Genomic DNA, 14,665 nt, shown 5'->3' on the forward strand with positions numbered 1-14,665 from the left:
GTGCCGGGTCCGGGCCCACCTTATGTCCCTGGGCCCAGTTTCTAATCTGGGCCCAGGGACGGGGCCCGGGCCCCGTCCAGAAAGAGACGAGGCCCGGGGCGAGGGCGGCGGGGCTACCGCACGATCAGCAGGGAACGCGTCGGGCTCGTCGCGGCAGCGACCGCGTCGTTGCCGGCGTAGTGCCCGACGATTTTGTACAGCCCACGACTGAGCTTCGGCAGCGTGACGCTGCCATGCCCGTTCGCGTCGAGCGCCACGGTGAACCGGCGCTTATCGACCGTGACTGTCGCTGTGTCGCCGACCTCACCCTTGCTGGCAACCGTGACGGACACGGTGACCCGGCTGGAGAAGAAGACGGCTCGGTGGCTGATGCTCAGCGCAACCTTCGCGGCATACTTCACGACGAGACCGGCCGACGTTGCTATGGAACTCGGCCCGCCCGATACCGTGGCGGTCACTATCACGGTCACTGTCGTTCCGGCGAGCGCCTTGGCCAGTGTAAAGCTCGCCGAGGTTGCACCGGCAATATCGACGCCGTCGCTCTGCCACTGGTAGCCGAAGGCGAGGCCCTCGGTGTTCCACTGGCCAGGATCAGCAGTCAACACCGACCCGATCTCGGCCGTACCCGACACGCTCGGTGCCACCGTGTTCACCGGGGCATCCGTGTCGCCGCCTTCGCTGGCAGCGACAGTGAGGATCGTCGACGCGGTACTGTCGCCATAGTCGACCACACCGAGGTATGGCGTGTTCGGTACGAGTCCGGCCCAGCTCAACGTGTACGTGACCGGTACGCCCTGCGGTCCCTGGATCGCCGGCGGGGTCGCTGTGAACCCATTGCTGGGCTCCCCCGACGAGACCGAGAAGGTGTTCACGTCGAACGCGGTCGAACCGGAGAACACATCAACGACCACCTGGTAGAAACCGGCCTCGGGGTCGTCCAGGTCGACGTGCTCGTCGGCCGAACCGGTAGCCGATTGCCAGCCGGCAACCGGGTTGCCGCCCGCGCCGTCGAGCAACAGCACGAACAGGTCCAGGTCGGTTGAATCATCGACGGCGTTCAGATCGAACCGGGCCAGCCGGCCCTCCTGGATCTCCACCTCGTAGGTGAACTGATCGCCGGTCGCGCCCGCATCGGTGTGCGGGGCGAAGGGGTCGTCGGCGTTGTTCTGGTGCACCCCGTTGGCCAGGCCGCTGAGGTTCAGCGCCACCGGATCTGAACCGCCGGGAGCAACGGTCACGTCGACCGTGCCGTCCATACCGGCGCCGGCCACCTCGGTCGGAGCGACGACCGTGACCGGACGAACAGCGATCGGGCTGTGCACCACGTCGAAGAAGTCGCCGGGGTCACCCGAGCCACCGTTTCCGAAGCCCCAGTCCAGCGAGCCGGTTGCGTACACATCGAGCGGGGCATCCGTTCTGGTGAACGTCACCGTGTAACTCTGCTTCTCGCCGACCGCAGCGAAAGTCATCTCGGACGGCGAGACGACAGCGTTGATGCCAGGAATCTCGATGGGAGTGGCGGTGTAAGTACCTACCCGTACGGCGGTCACCGTGCGGGTGATCGTCTCGGGCGCGGTCAGGGCTCCGATTTGGATCGACGGAAGGTTCAGGTTGCTCGCGTCGATCGGCTCCACGCCGGCATCGAACCCGATCCCCTGCAGGTAGGCCAGCCAGTCGGCCGGTCCGCTCTGGTAGACCAGTCCTGGAAAGTCGAAGGACGAGGGATTGACCTGCCCGGCACCCTGCGCGAACGGGTCGGTCACCCGTTCACCGTTGGCGTCAACCGTGTCCTTCGCGGTCGTCATCATGACCGATTTGATCTCGGACGGGGTCGCGAGCGGCCGAAAGCTCAGAATGAGCGCGGCGAGACCGGCGATATGCGGGCTGGCCATGGAGGTGCCCGAGAGAAACTCAAACGTCGGGTCGGCCCCGGCCGCGTTGGCGCCATCAGCCAGGATGCTGACACCGGGTGCGGCGATATCGGGCTTGAGCAGGTCGCCGCCGTCGGCGGTCACCGGCCCGCGAGAGGAGAAACCGGCTATCTGGGGCACCGGAGTCTGCGTGGCGGTCGTGTTGTCGGTTGTGAAGGTGACCGTCGCGCCATCCGTCGCCGCGTAGGCGTAGATCGGGTCGAAGGCGTTCGCGTCCAAGTGGATGCTCGGCACCGAGTGATCGTCAGTGGCGACGTCGGCCGGTGTGCGGTTGACCAGCAGCATGCCGCTGCCGCCCGCCCGCAATACCTCGGCCGACTTGGCCACTCGGTCGTAAACGCCGCGTTGGCAGAAGACGATCCCGCCAGCCACCTTGTCGGCGTCGAGCGAATCCGGTGCACAGAGCAGTGCGTCGGCCGCGTCAAAGCCGTCCACCGACACGAGGTCGGCCCGCAGCAGGTCGCCGGAGAGCGGGGTGGCGCCGGGCGTGCGGTCAACGGTGATCGAGGCACCGGCGTATTGCGAGCCGTCACCGAGGGTGGCGGTGGCCTCGTACGAGGGGATCGTGCTCGCGGCGACCGTGGTGATCCACGGAGCGACGTTTTCCACGGTCGACTCACCGGGGCCGTCGTTTCCGGCCGAGGCGGCCACGAAGATGCCCGCTGCCGCCGCGCCGAGGAAGGCCTGGTCGGTGGGCGAGAACGTGGTCTGGGCCGGGCCGCCGCCGATCGAGTAGTTGATCACGTCGACGCCGTCGGAGATGGCCTGGTCGACAGCGCGCAGAATATCGGTGTCCGTGCATCCGTCATCGGTCGTGACCGAGTTGTCGGGGCCGGACCAGCACACCTTGTAGGCGGCGATCTTGGCGGCCGGCGCCACGCCTGAAATGGCGCCGAAGTCGACGCCGTTCACATTCGCGGCAACGTCGACGTTTCCGCCGGCAGTGCTCGCGGTGTGCGACCCGTGGCCGTCGCCATCGCGCGGGGAGACATATTCCCCCGTTGAGGCGTCACCGATCTGGTCGGCGCCGAATCCGTCGAGGAAGTACCGCGCACCAATCACCTTGGTGCTGCAGGCATCAGCTGTGAATTGTTCGCCGATCTGGCAGGTGCCCGTGAAGGTGGTTCCGTCGGCTTTGTTCATGGTGATCGTGTCACCGTCGAGCCACGGCTCATCGCCGGGCGTCGTGCCGAGCGCTGAGCCGGCAAAGGAGGGGTTCTCCGGGGCGATACCGGTGTCGAGCACTCCGATCACCACGCCCTTGCCAGCTTCACTCGATCCGCCCAGCTTGGACCATAGTCCGGTCGGCCCGCTCAGCCGCAAAAAGTCGGTCGACGACTCGGCCGTCACGTGACGGAGGGCGTCGGGAACGACCGACACCACATTCTTCTTGACAGCGAGGGCTGCCGCCTGCTTGCCGGTCAACTCCGCAGCGAACCCGTTCACCGCCAGGGTGTAGGAATACGCCACGGTGGCGTCAACGGATGCTGCCACCTCACTTTGCAGCCGGGTGAGATAGTCCTTATAGGTCTCGGCCGAGCGGCTTTGCGCGTCGAGCTTAGCTCCGGCGCCCGGCATAGTGGCCGAGAAACCGTTGACACCGCCCTGGTACAAAGCAACGGCCTCGTCGCTGAGGGTAACGATGTAACGTCCGGCGGTGAAGTCCATGCGTTGTCCGCCGGGAGAGGCGATGCTGCCAGAGAGGCCGGTCGCAGCCGGGGCCGCGCCGGCGGGAAGGGTGCCGCCGACGAGTACTGAAGCGCCCACCAGGGCTACGGTGACGGTGGCCGCGATTGTGGCGCGGCGACGCGTGCGGAATGTCGGCGTCGGGTTCAGCGCTGAATCCGGCGCAGACATCGTGCGCCTGAAGAAAGAACTCACGTTGGTGTCCAATCTAGTAAGGGTGCGAGGTGGTCTCATTCCACAGCGGGAACGGTTCGCTGTTCCGATCCGCGGGACAGTTCGCTGGTGACCGTAGCGCGCTGACCGCCCCGCGGATAGGGGCATGCCACAGGTACGTCTGGCAGCGGTCCGCGTCGGCGTGCACGCAAACGCGCGCCGCAGCATCCGCTTCGAAACGGATGCTGCGGCGCGCGCCGTACGCTAGGCCCGGCTACCGCACGATCAGCGTGCGTGGCTTACTCGTCGCCGCGGCCACGAGGTCGCTACCGGCATACTGCGCGGTCACCGTGTAGGTGCCGCGGTCCAGGTCGGTCAGGGAGAGTGATCCCCGGCCCTTGCGATCGAGGGTTATGTCGTAGCTCTGGTCATCGACTAGAACCTGCACTGTCCCGAGCTGGGCCGAGCGCGGGGCGTCCGTCTGCACCGACACCTCGATCTTCACGCCCGTCGAGTGCGGCGTGGCCCTCGAATCAACCGTGAGCTCAACCGTGGCGCGGTACTTGACGAGGACCCCGGCCGAGGTGGCCGTGCCCGTCGGCAGCCCGTCGGCCCGCGCCGTCACGACCACGGTGAGCGTCGTGCCGCCGAGCGACTTGGTCGGTGTGTAGTCGGCTTTGGTGGCCTTCCTCACGTCGCGACCATCGGCCTGCCACTGGAAGGTGTACTCCAGCCCGGTGACATCCCACATACCGGGGTTGACGGTCAACGCCTGGCCCACCACCGCGGTGCCCTCGATCGAGGGGAGAACCGTGTTCACGGGCGTCTTCGGTTCGGGCGCTGCGCCGCTGGCGACCGACACCACCGTCGATACCGTGGTGTCGCCGTAGCCGACTAGACCCAGGTACCCGGTCTCGGGCGTCAGGCCAGACCAGGACAGCGAGTACGTTGCCGCAACTCCCTGCTGACCGGCAATGACCGGCGGGTCAGCCACGAGTGCACCTTCGCCGGCGCCGGTGAGCACCGAGTAGGTGTTCACGTCGAACGCCGTCGTTCCGCTGTAGACCGATGCGATCACCTGGTAGAAGCCAGCCTGCGGAGAGATTAGGTCGATCTGCTCATCGGCCGATCCGGTCGCGGACTGCCAGCCGGCAACCGGATCCCCGCCGTTGCCATTTAGGCGGTAGACGATCAGGTCAAGGTCGGCGGTTTGATCGAGCGCGTCGAGGTCGAACCGGGCAAGCTGGGTGCCCGCGGGCACCTCGACCTGGTAGCGGAATTCGTCGCCGGCGGTGCCGGTGCCGGTGGTCGGGCTCGACGGGTTGGCAGGGTCGCTCTGGTGCAGCCCCGCCGCGAGACCGATCAGGTTGAGGGCCACGTCCCCGGTGGCTCCGGGGGTGATGGACACGTCGACCGAGCCGTCAACCCCGGTGCCGTCCGCGGTGGCGGGGGCTACGAGGGTCACCGGCTGAATGGCGACGGGGCTGTGCACGATCGCGCCCGAGTCACTCACCCAATTGAGCGAGCCGGTCGAGAACGTGTCGAGCGGGGCATCCGTTCGGGTGAAGGTGACGGTGTAACTGGCCGATTCACCCGCGGCACCAAAAGTCAGGGTGCTGGGCGAGACCATCGCGTCGATGCCCGGCACCGTTACCGGCTGGGCGGTGAAGGTGGCGGCCTCGGTGCTCGTGACGGTGCGGGTGATGGTTTCCGGCGCGGTCAGCGAGCCGATCGCGATGGAGGCCAGGTTGAGGTTGCTCGGGTCTATTGGGTCGGCACCGACGTCATAACCGATGCCCTGAATGTAGGAGTACCAGTCGGCGCTACCGTTCAGGTACAGCAAGCCCGGTTCGAACATTCGCGTCGGGTCGACGTGTCCGGCCCCTTGAGCGAACGGGGCGGTGATGGTGGCACCCTCGGCGTCGACGGTATTGTAGGCGCTCGTCATCATGGCCGATTTGATCTCACCCGGGGTCGCGAGCGGGCGTTCGCCCAGGTACAGCGCAGCCAGTCCGGCAATCTGAGGGCTCGACATCGACGTGCCTGAGAGAAACTGCCAGCTCGGCTCACCGCCAGCAGCGTTGGGGCCGTCGGCGAGAATGGCCACGCCCGGAGCGGTCACGTCGGGCTTGAGAATATCACTACCGTCGGCGAGAACCGGTCCACGCGACGAGAACCCGGCCACCTGCGGTGTCGGCGGCGTGTAACTGGTCGTATTCCCATCCGTGAATACAGCTGAGGCCCCGGCGCTGCCCGCATAGGAATAGGTAGCCGCCCAGTACGGGGCGTCAAGGTGAATCGTCGGCACGGTGTGCTCGTCAGTATCGACCGAGCCCGGATTTCTGTTGACCAGCAGCATTCCAATACCGCCGGCCCGCAGGACTTCAGCGGACTTTGCGACCCGGTCATAGATCCCGCGCTCGCAGAACACGATGGTTCCGGCGACCAGTTCGGCGTCGAGCGAACCCGGGCCGCAGAGCAGAGCGTCGGCCGGGTCGTGACCGGTAGCAGCCACGAGGTCACCGCGCACGAGGGTACCGGCCAGCGGTGTGGCGCCAGCTGTTCGGTCGACGGAGATCGATCCGCCCGCGTAGGCCGTGCCATCGCCAAGGGTGGCGGTGGCCTCATAGCCAGGAATGGTGCTCGCCGCGACCGTGGTGATCCACGGGGCGGCGTTGTCGAGGGTGGACACACCTGGACCGGAGTTGCCGGCCGAGGCGGCCACGAAGATTCCGGCTGCGGCTGCGCCGAGGAAGGCCTGGTCGGTCGGGGACACCGTGGTGTCGGCTGCTCCGCCGCCGATCGAATAGTTCAGCACGTCGACGTTATCGGCGACGGCCTGATTGATGCCGGCCAGCAGGTCGGAGGTAGCGCAGCCATCGTCGGTCGACACCGCCTGGTCGGGGCCGGACCAGCACACCTTATAAGCGGCGATCTTGGCCGCCGGGGCGACGCCGGAGATGAGACCGTAGTCAAGACCGCTGATGGTCGCTGTCACGTCGTGGTTTCCGCCAGCGGTACTCGCGGTGTGCGACCCATGACCATCGCCGTCGCGCGGCGAGAGGTATTCGCCGGTGCCTGCAGTGCCGATCCGGTCGACTCCGAAGCCGGTCACGAAGTAGCGTGCACCGACCACCTTGGTGCTGCAGTCAGTTGCGTCAAACTGCACGCCAGTCATGCACTCACCCGTGAAGGCAGTGCCGTCGCTCTTGGTCATGGTGATCGTGTCACCGTCGAGCCACGGCTCGCCTCCGGGCGTACTACCGAGCACGTCGCCGGCGAAGGAGGGGTTCTCGGGAGCAAGACCGGTATCGAGCACGCCGATAACGACGCCCTCCCCCGCGGTGTCTGCGCCACCGGTCTTCGCCCAGACCCCACCGTCCGCGGAGAGACCGAGGAAATCAGTCGATGAGGTAGCCGTTATGTGCTTGAGCTCGTCTGGAGTGATGGCCACGACGTCTTTCTCGGCCGAGAGGGCTGCGGCCTGCGCGGCAGAGAGCTCGGCGGCAAACCCGTTGAGGGCGAGGGTATACGAGTAGTCGATCGTGGCATCGACGGATGCCGCCACCTGTTTCTGCTTCCCGCGCAGGTAATCAGAATAGGTCGCCGAGGCGCGACTGTGCGGATCGAGGCGGGCACCGGCATCCGGTGTGGTCGGAGCAAACCCGTCGACCCCGCCGTTGTAGGTGGCGACGGCGTCGTCTGCCAGGGTCACGATGTAGCGGCCGTCGGTAAAGTCCGTGGCCGACTGGCCGGCACCGATAGCGCCGGCCAGCCCGGGGGCCATGGGGGCTGCGGTCGCTCCGGTCACAACAACGAGGGCGCCGGCAGTGACCATGGTCGTGGTCACGCAGAGCGCAATCAGCCTGAGTCCCTGCCGCTGGGGAAGCGTCTGATGGGGGGCGAAACGAGAAACGAAAGTCGGGCTTTCGTGCGGAAGTGTGGTGCGCCTGAAGAGTGATCTCACGTGCGTGTCCAATCCGATCGGAGTGCGCTAGCCGCTTTGCCCCAGTTCGGGGTACGGCGTGATCGTGAACGTATCGCACGGGCCATGGGCTCGTACAGTGTGCAGATTGCTCGGTAACACGATCGTTACCTAGGCGAGTGCACAATTCGGGTCGCTCCAAACTCCCAAATCAGACCGGTCTGTCTACTGCTGGGTGTACCGGTCTGTCCGCTTTCTCGCGCGTTTCGGCAGCGGTCGACGCCACACCGGCCGGCACCCGCCGCGCTGCCGCCTCGTCCCGCCGACCACCGATCGCACGCAGCGCATTCAGAATAGTCAGAAGGTCGACGACCTCCTGGCTGATAGCGCCCGCGGTCGCCGGAATCAGCCCGAACGCCGCAACCACCATGAGCATGACGCTCAGCATGATGCCGAGCCAGATGCTCTGCAGGGCCACCCGCACGGTGTCTTTTCCGATGCGCACGGCCCGCACCGTGCGCGAGATATCGTCGAGCAGAATGACCACATCGGCCGATTCGCTCGCCGCGGTGGAGCCTTTCGCGCCCATTGCGATGCCCACATCGGCGACGGCCAGCACGGGAGCGTCATTGACGCCGTCCCCGACCATGATCACTGGCCGTCGGGTCAGCGCCTGCACCGCTTCGACCTTGTCACTCGGCAGGCAATCCGCGCGCACATGCACGATACCCACCTGGCCGGCGACGTGCTGGGCGGTGGCACGCGCATCGCCAGTGAGCATAAGACTCTCCCGCACACCGAGGCGTGCGAGGTCGTCGACGGTCTGGCGGGCGTTGTCGCGTACCCGGTCGCTCGCCACGATACTGCCGGCGAACCGCCCATCGACGGCCACGTATATGGCGAGCTCGCCGCCGGCGAGGTGGGTAGCCGCCGCATCCGCTGTTCCGTCATGAATGAAGGCGAGCTTGCCGACCCGCACCACACCGGCCCCGAATCGGGCCTCGACGCCGAAGGTTGCGGCCTCGCTCGCCGAGTCCGCCGCGTGCAGTTCGAGACCGCGCTCGCGTGCGGCCGCAATAACGGATGCCGCCAGCACGTGACTCGAATATTGCTCGGCCGACGCCGCGAGCGCCAACAGCTCATCGGGGGTGAAGTCCGCTTCGGGGCGCACTTCGGTAATCGCCGGTGTGCCGTAGGTGAGTGTTCCGGTCTTGTCGAAGACGACAGTTTTAGCTCGGGAGAGTGCTTCGAGCACCCCGGCACCCTTCACGATGATGCCGTTGCGGGCGGCGCGACTCATGCCGCCCATGAACGCGACGGGTGCGGCGAGCAGCAGCGGGCACGGTGTCGCCACCACGAGAACCTCGGCAAACCGCACCGGGTCGCCGGAGAGCACCCAGGCCAGCGCGGCGAGGGCGAGCGAGCCGGCGGTGAACGGCACGGCGTAGCGGTCGGCGAGCCGCACCACCGGGGCCTTGCTCGTCGACGCCTCCTCCACGAGGGCGATGATGCGCTGGTATTGGCTGTTCGCGGCGGTCGCCCTAGCGACGATACGGGCCGCCGTCTGTCCGTTGATCGACCCGCTAAGAACCCCGTCACCGGCTGCTCGCTCCACCGGAAGGCTCTCGCCCGTGAGCGAGGACTCATCGAACGCGGCACTGTCGCTCTGCAGCTGCCCGTCGACGGGCACGATCTCGGAGGGGCGCACCAGCAGCAGATCCCCCACGCGCACCTCGGTGGCGGGCACATCCGTGGTCCCGCCCGTGTCGGGGTCGAGTCGATGCGCTATTTGCGGGGCCCGTTTCAACAGCGCGTCCAGTTCCCGCGCCGCTCGCCCCGCGGCGAAGTCTTCGAGGGCCGCCCCGCCGGCGAGCATGAGCACGATGAGCAGGGTCGCCACGTATTCGCCGACGACGATGGTCGCGACGATCGCGATGATCGCGAGCAGGTCGATGCCAAAGCTGCCTCGGCGCAGCCGGCGCAGCATCCCGACGAGTTCGATCAGGGCGATGACGAGGCCGTATCCGCTGAACAGCCACCGCACGGCATCGGTCGCTTCGACGGTCCACAGGGCCAGGCCGATCAGTCCGACGACCATCGTCGCCGCGACGATGGGATACCTCAAAACGAAGGCCGGGATGCGGGTCATGCACTGAGTCTGGCCCCTGCGCGTTCAGGCCGCCACTCGTCCTGGGCCAGTCCAGCCATTCCCTGCGCCGAACGCAGCGCACCGGCATCCGTTCGTGTACTCATGAAGGCCCCGACCAGAGTGGTCGAGGCCTTCATGAGTACGGCTGGTACGAACTACGCCAGGCGCGTCTGCAGGTTCTCGGCCAGTGACGCGAGGAATTCCTCGGTGGTCTGGTAGCTCTGGTCCGGGCCGACCAGGAGCGCGAGGTCCTTGGTCATCTTGCCGCTTTCGACGGTCTTGATGACGACGTCTTCGAGCGTCAACGCGAACTCGGCCAAGGCCGGGTTGTTGTCGAGCTTCGCGCGGTGCGCGAGCCCCCGTGTCCAGGCGTAGATCGACGCGATCGGGTTGGTCGAGGTGGGCTTGCCAAGCTGGTGTTGGCGGTAGTGACGCGTCACGGTGCCGTGGGCGGCCTCCGCTTCGACGATCTTGCCGTCGGGGGTGGAGAGCACGCTGGTCATGAGGCCGAGCGAGCCGAAGCCCTGGGCGACGGTGTCGGACTGAACGTCGCCGTCGTAGTTCTTGCAGGCCCAGAGGTAGCCGCCCTCCCACTTCATGGCCGAGGCGACCATGTCGTCGATCAAACGGTGCTCGTAGCTGAGGCCGGCCGCTTCGTACGCGGTCCTGAACTCGGCGTCGAAGATGTCCTGAAAGATGTCCTTGAACCGACCGTCGTAGGCCTTGAGGATGGTGTTCTTGGTCGAGAGGAAGACCGGCACGTTGCGCTCGAGGCCGTAGGCCAGGGTGGCGCGAGCGAAGTCGGTGATCGACGAGTCGAGGTTGTACATACCCATGGCGACACCGTCGCCGGGAGCTTCGAACACCTCGAACGTCGATGGCTCGCTGCCGTCCTGCGGGGTGAAGGTCATGCTGAGCGTGCCCTTGCCCTTGAAACGAAAGTTGGTGGCCTTGTATTGGTCGCCGTAGGCGTGGCGGCTGATGATGATCGGCTTGTTCCAGCCCGGCACCAGTCGCGGGATGTTGGAGATGACGATCGGCTCGCGAAAGATGGTGCCGCCGAGGATATTGCGAATGGTGCCGTTCGGCGAGAGCCACATCTTCTTGAGGCCGAACTCTTCCACCCGAGCTTCGTCGGGCGTGATGGTCGCGCACTTCACGCCGACGCCGTGCTTCTGAATGGCGTGGGCCGCGTCGATCGTGACCTGGTCGTTGGTTTCGTCGCGCTTCTGAATCGAGAGGTCGTAGTACTCGAGATCAATGTCGAGGTACGGGTGAATGAGCGTTTCCTTGATGGCGTGCCAGATGATGCGGGTCATCTCGTCGCCATCGAGCTCGACAACTGTTCCCTCAACCTTGATCTTCGACAAAAAATTCTCCTCTTTGCTCAGTGTGGCCGTCACGACCACCGTCGAGCTTACTAGAAGCTCACAACTATCTTGACATCGAGATAAATGTAGGAGCCAATCGCGGGTGTCGAAGTGTTGCTCGACTACCGGCGACCCCGGGCGCACGTTAGCCTGAGCACATGGGTGAGCTGACGCTGGAAGAACTATCCGCACGTAACATCGTTGCGGCCAACAACCTGAGCCTGAAACCGGGCCAGGAGCAATTCATTGCGCCGGTGTCGTATTCGGTAGCCGCCTCTGTGATCAACCCGGCCACCTCGTGGCAGCGCGTGGTGCTCCTCGACGGCGTCGTCGCTGGTTTCATCCACGGAAATTTCGACCCCAATTCCGAGCATGAAGAATTTCGCGCCTGCATCTGGCGCATCAACGTCAACGCTGAGACCCAGGGGCAGGGCGTCGGCAAGTTCGCTGCAGAAGCCCTCGCCGCCGAAGCTCGCGAGCGCGGCTTCGAGCACGTCAACGTCATCTGGGAGCCCGGCACCGACGGCCCCGAGGCTTTCTTTCACCGCCTTGGCTTCGTCGACGTCGGCGAAACCCAGTACGGCGAGGTCATCGGTTCGCTCAAGCTCTGAGCCGCGTTCAGTGTGCGCATGACCACGCCGGAGCACGACGACTTCGTGTCACGGGTGCTCGGTGTGGTTGAGTCCATCCCGGCGGGTCGCGTGATGACCTACGGCGGCGTGGCCGCGGAGCTTGGCTCTCGCGCCGCCCGTGCCGTCGGCCAAGTCATGGCTCGTTACGGCTCTGACGTGGCGTGGTGGCGGGTGGTTCGTTCTGGCGGGCATCCGCCCATCGGGCATGAGGCCCAAGCGCTGCCGCACTACGAGACCGAGCGCACGCCGCTGATTCGCGCAGTCCAGGAGCGGGCGACAACGGATGCCGCCTACCGCGTCGACTACGCGGCTGCCCGCTGGTCGCCGCGCACATGATGCAAAGGGCACAGCCGACTCCATCGCCACTCGCCAAACGATTACGGCGGAGGCGGAAGTGCTGGCCGGTCACACCATCGGGCGCGCCGTGCTGCCCCGCACGATCAGCTCGAACGGCATGTTGATATTGAGACCCGTGCGGGACTCCGGATGCGGTCGGAGTTCTTCCATGAGCACTTCGACAGCTTTCTCGCCCTGCCGCTGCAAAAACTGTGCAACGGTGCTGTCAGCTCGAGCGAAACCGCAATGACAGCATCCACTCTCTGGCGCAGCAGAAAGTGTTCGAAAACGCTGCGGCGAGCCTCGAGCCCGCCGGTGAGGTTGCACAGAGTGACGTCGTACCCGTGACGTTGCAGCGCTTGTTGGGCGCCTTCGACGACACTCGCGAAAAACCAGTGATTTAAAAACGGCACGACGACGCCGATATTCTTCATGCGCCCGAACGCGAGGCTGGACGCGTTCGACGACACGACATACCCGAGATGGGCAGCGGATGCCGCAACGCGCAGGCGGGTGGCCGGCGACACATGAAAGCTCCCGACATCACCATGGGTGCCAACGACTGGCTCGGCGAACTGGTCACCAACGGCGTCGTGAGCCCGATCGAACTCGGCGACAAGGCCGACGATTTTCTCCCCGTCGCCATCACGGCGTCCACCTATGACGGCCAGGTCTACGAACTGCCCTATGCCGTCGAGAACCTCGCCCTGTTGCGCAACGCGGACTTCGTTCCCGAAGCGGCCAGCTCCTATGAAGACATGATCGCCAAGGGCACGGCCGCCGGGGTGACCTACCCGTTCCTCGTCGAGCAGGGTGTTGACGGCAACCCGTACCACCTGTACCCCTTCGAAACCTCCTTCGGCGCACCAGTCTTTGGCACCGACGCTTCCGGCGGTTATGACGCCACAAAGCTTGAGATCGGCAATGCCGGGGGCGAGGCCTTCGCGAGCTGGCTCGCCAGCCAGGGCAAAAACGGTACCGGGGTGTTAAACACCGAGATCACCGGTGACATCGCCAAGACCGCCTTCACTTCCGGCGACGCGGCCTTCTGGCTGACCGGTCCGTGGAACGTGGGCGCTGCGCTCGACGCCGGCATCAATCTCGCCGTCGACCCGGTCGCCGCTCCGTCAACGGGCACTGCGGCTCCCTTCGCCGGCGTCAAGGGGTTCTTCATTAGCGAGCAGAGCGCGAACAAGGTCGCCGTGCCGATGCCCGCCATCCCTGCCATGGGCCAGGTCTGGCAGTTCTGGGGCATCGCCCAGGCCGCCGCAAATTCTATCGCGTCGCCATGATCTTGCCATACGCTTTTCCCGCGTTCCTGTCCGCGCTGGTCTGGGCGGGAATGCTCAGTGAAAGCTTCGGCTTTGTGAACCAGGTTCTGCTCGGCGGCGCCGAGATTCCATGGCTGACCAATGCGTGGTTAGCCAAGCTCAGCGTTCTCGTGGTGAATCTGTGGCTTGGCTTCCCCTATATGTTCCTGGTCTGCACCGGGGCGCTGCAATCCATTCCGGCAGAGCTGGAAGAGGCGGCCACGGTTGACGGCGCCAGGCCCTGGGCGGTGTTCCGGCTGATCAAGCTGCCACTGCTCCTCGTCTTTTTTTCGGCGCTGGTTTGCTCGCACTGGCTGGCGCCACCTGGTGGGCATCGTCATGGTCGTGTTCTCCGGCTTTCCGCTGCTGTACGTGCTGTCGGCGTCGCTCAATCCGCATGGCACCCTCACCGGATCGAACCAGTTGTTCTCGCGCATCGGCTTCGATGCCTACGCTCGCATTCTCAGCACGCCGGAGGCCCCGTTTGCGTTGTGGTTCGGCAACACCATCATCATCGCCGCGACGACGTCGATTCTCACCGTGTTCCTCGGCGCCCTCGCGGCATATTCCTTCTCGCGCATGCGCTTCACCGGTCGTCGGGTGGGCCTGCTGACCCTCGTGCAGATGTTTCCGCAGCTGCTCGCCGTCGTTGCGATCTTTCTGGTGATGAGTACGATCAGCGACCTGTTCCCGGCAATCGGCCTGAACACACAGATCGGCCTGATCATGGTCTACCTGGGCGGAGCTCTCAGCGTGAACACGTACCTCATGTACGGGTTCTTCAACACCATTCCCGCATCGATCGATGAGGCGGCCAAGATCGACGGGGCCAGTCACGCTCGTATCTTCTTCACGATCATTCTGCGGCTCGTCGCCCCGATTCTGGCCGTCGTGGGGCTGCTCTCGTTCATCGCGACGACGAACGATTTCGTGGTCGCCAGCGTTCTCTTGATCGACCCGGACAAGCAGACCCTCGCCGTGGGACTGTACCGGTTGGTGTCCAACCCGAACTACGCCGACTGGAGTGCCTTCTCGGCCGGGGCAGTGCTGGCCGCCCTGCCGGTGATGGCGTTATTCCTCTACCTGCAGAAGTGCATCGTGGGCGGCCTCACTGCTGGGTCAGACAAGTAGCCAACGGCTGGCCCGACCGCAGCAAGTCGCACGGACCGGCAC

At 65.6% G+C, this 14,665-nt stretch carries 9 protein-coding genes and 2 pseudogenes; 5 read left to right on the plus strand and 6 right to left on the minus strand.

The window, feature by feature from the left end; all coding sequences use genetic code 11:
* Nucleotides 1-113 precede the first annotated feature (113 nt).
* From CXY70_RS15925 to CXY70_RS15940, 5 genes are all read right to left on the minus strand, one after another.
* Nucleotides 114-3,788 carry a S8 family serine peptidase gene (locus tag CXY70_RS15925; RefSeq protein ID WP_104193571.1) on the minus strand — a complete coding sequence of 1,225 codons (3,675 nt, stop codon included), beginning with the start codon at nucleotides 3,786-3,788 and terminating at the stop codon, nucleotides 114-116.
* 256 nt (nucleotides 3,789-4,044) lie between these two features.
* Entirely contained in the window at nucleotides 4,045-7,620 is a 3,576-nt protein-coding gene (locus tag CXY70_RS15930) for a S8 family serine peptidase (RefSeq protein ID WP_233205985.1), read from the minus strand.
* Between the two features lie 286 nt (nucleotides 7,621-7,906).
* Entirely contained in the window at nucleotides 7,907-9,844 is a 1,938-nt protein-coding gene (locus tag CXY70_RS15935; RefSeq protein ID WP_104193320.1) for a heavy metal translocating P-type ATPase, read from the minus strand.
* Complete coding sequence (locus tag CXY70_RS17890) at nucleotides 9,841-9,981, minus strand: hypothetical protein (protein ID WP_158251007.1); 141 nt, start codon at nucleotides 9,979-9,981, stop codon at nucleotides 9,841-9,843. Before CXY70_RS17890 ends, CXY70_RS15935 begins: the two co-directional genes overlap by 4 nt.
* An 18-nt stretch (nucleotides 9,982-9,999) precedes the next feature.
* Nucleotides 10,000-11,214: an NADP-dependent isocitrate dehydrogenase gene (locus CXY70_RS15940; protein ID WP_104193573.1), complete on the minus strand. Its 1,215-nt coding sequence runs from the start codon at nucleotides 11,212-11,214 to the stop codon at nucleotides 10,000-10,002.
* A gap of 158 nt (nucleotides 11,215-11,372) precedes the next feature.
* On the opposite strand from CXY70_RS15940, the gene CXY70_RS15945 reads away from it, so the two are divergent.
* Nucleotides 11,373-11,825, plus strand: a complete 453-nt coding sequence (locus CXY70_RS15945; protein WP_104193321.1) for a GNAT family N-acetyltransferase — start codon at nucleotides 11,373-11,375, stop codon at nucleotides 11,823-11,825.
* Nucleotides 11,826-11,843: 18 nt separating this feature from the next.
* Nucleotides 11,844-12,182: an MGMT family protein gene (locus CXY70_RS15950; RefSeq protein ID WP_104193322.1), complete on the plus strand. Its 339-nt coding sequence runs from the start codon at nucleotides 11,844-11,846 to the stop codon at nucleotides 12,180-12,182.
* A gap of 104 nt (nucleotides 12,183-12,286) precedes the next feature.
* On the opposite strand, the gene CXY70_RS17635 is transcribed toward CXY70_RS15950, so the two are convergent.
* Nucleotides 12,287-12,709 carry a LacI family transcriptional regulator gene (locus tag CXY70_RS17635; protein WP_146066164.1) on the minus strand — a complete coding sequence of 141 codons (423 nt, stop codon included), beginning with the start codon at nucleotides 12,707-12,709 and terminating at the stop codon, nucleotides 12,287-12,289.
* A 21-nt stretch (nucleotides 12,710-12,730) separates the two neighbouring features.
* Here CXY70_RS17635 and CXY70_RS15955 point away from each other — a divergent pair, with 21 nt between their 5' ends.
* The 3 genes and pseudogenes from CXY70_RS15955 to CXY70_RS18410 form a co-directional block, all read left to right on the plus strand.
* A complete protein-coding gene (locus CXY70_RS15955; RefSeq protein WP_233206009.1) occupies nucleotides 12,731-13,474 on the plus strand; it encodes an extracellular solute-binding protein in 744 nt (247 codons plus the stop codon).
* A pseudogene (locus CXY70_RS18405) lies at nucleotides 13,450-13,800 on the plus strand (ABC transporter permease subunit); the annotation flags it as partial. The gene CXY70_RS15955 and the pseudogene CXY70_RS18405, both read left to right, overlap by 25 nt.
* Nucleotides 13,781-14,623, plus strand: a pseudogene (locus CXY70_RS18410) (sugar ABC transporter permease); the annotation flags it as partial. The pseudogenes CXY70_RS18405 and CXY70_RS18410, both read left to right, overlap by 20 nt.
* Nucleotides 14,624-14,665 lie beyond the last annotated feature (42 nt).

The sequence above is a fragment of the Cryobacterium sp. Y82 genome (assembly GCF_002929495.1).
Lineage (GTDB): Bacteria > Actinomycetota > Actinomycetes > Actinomycetales > Microbacteriaceae > Cryobacterium > Cryobacterium serini.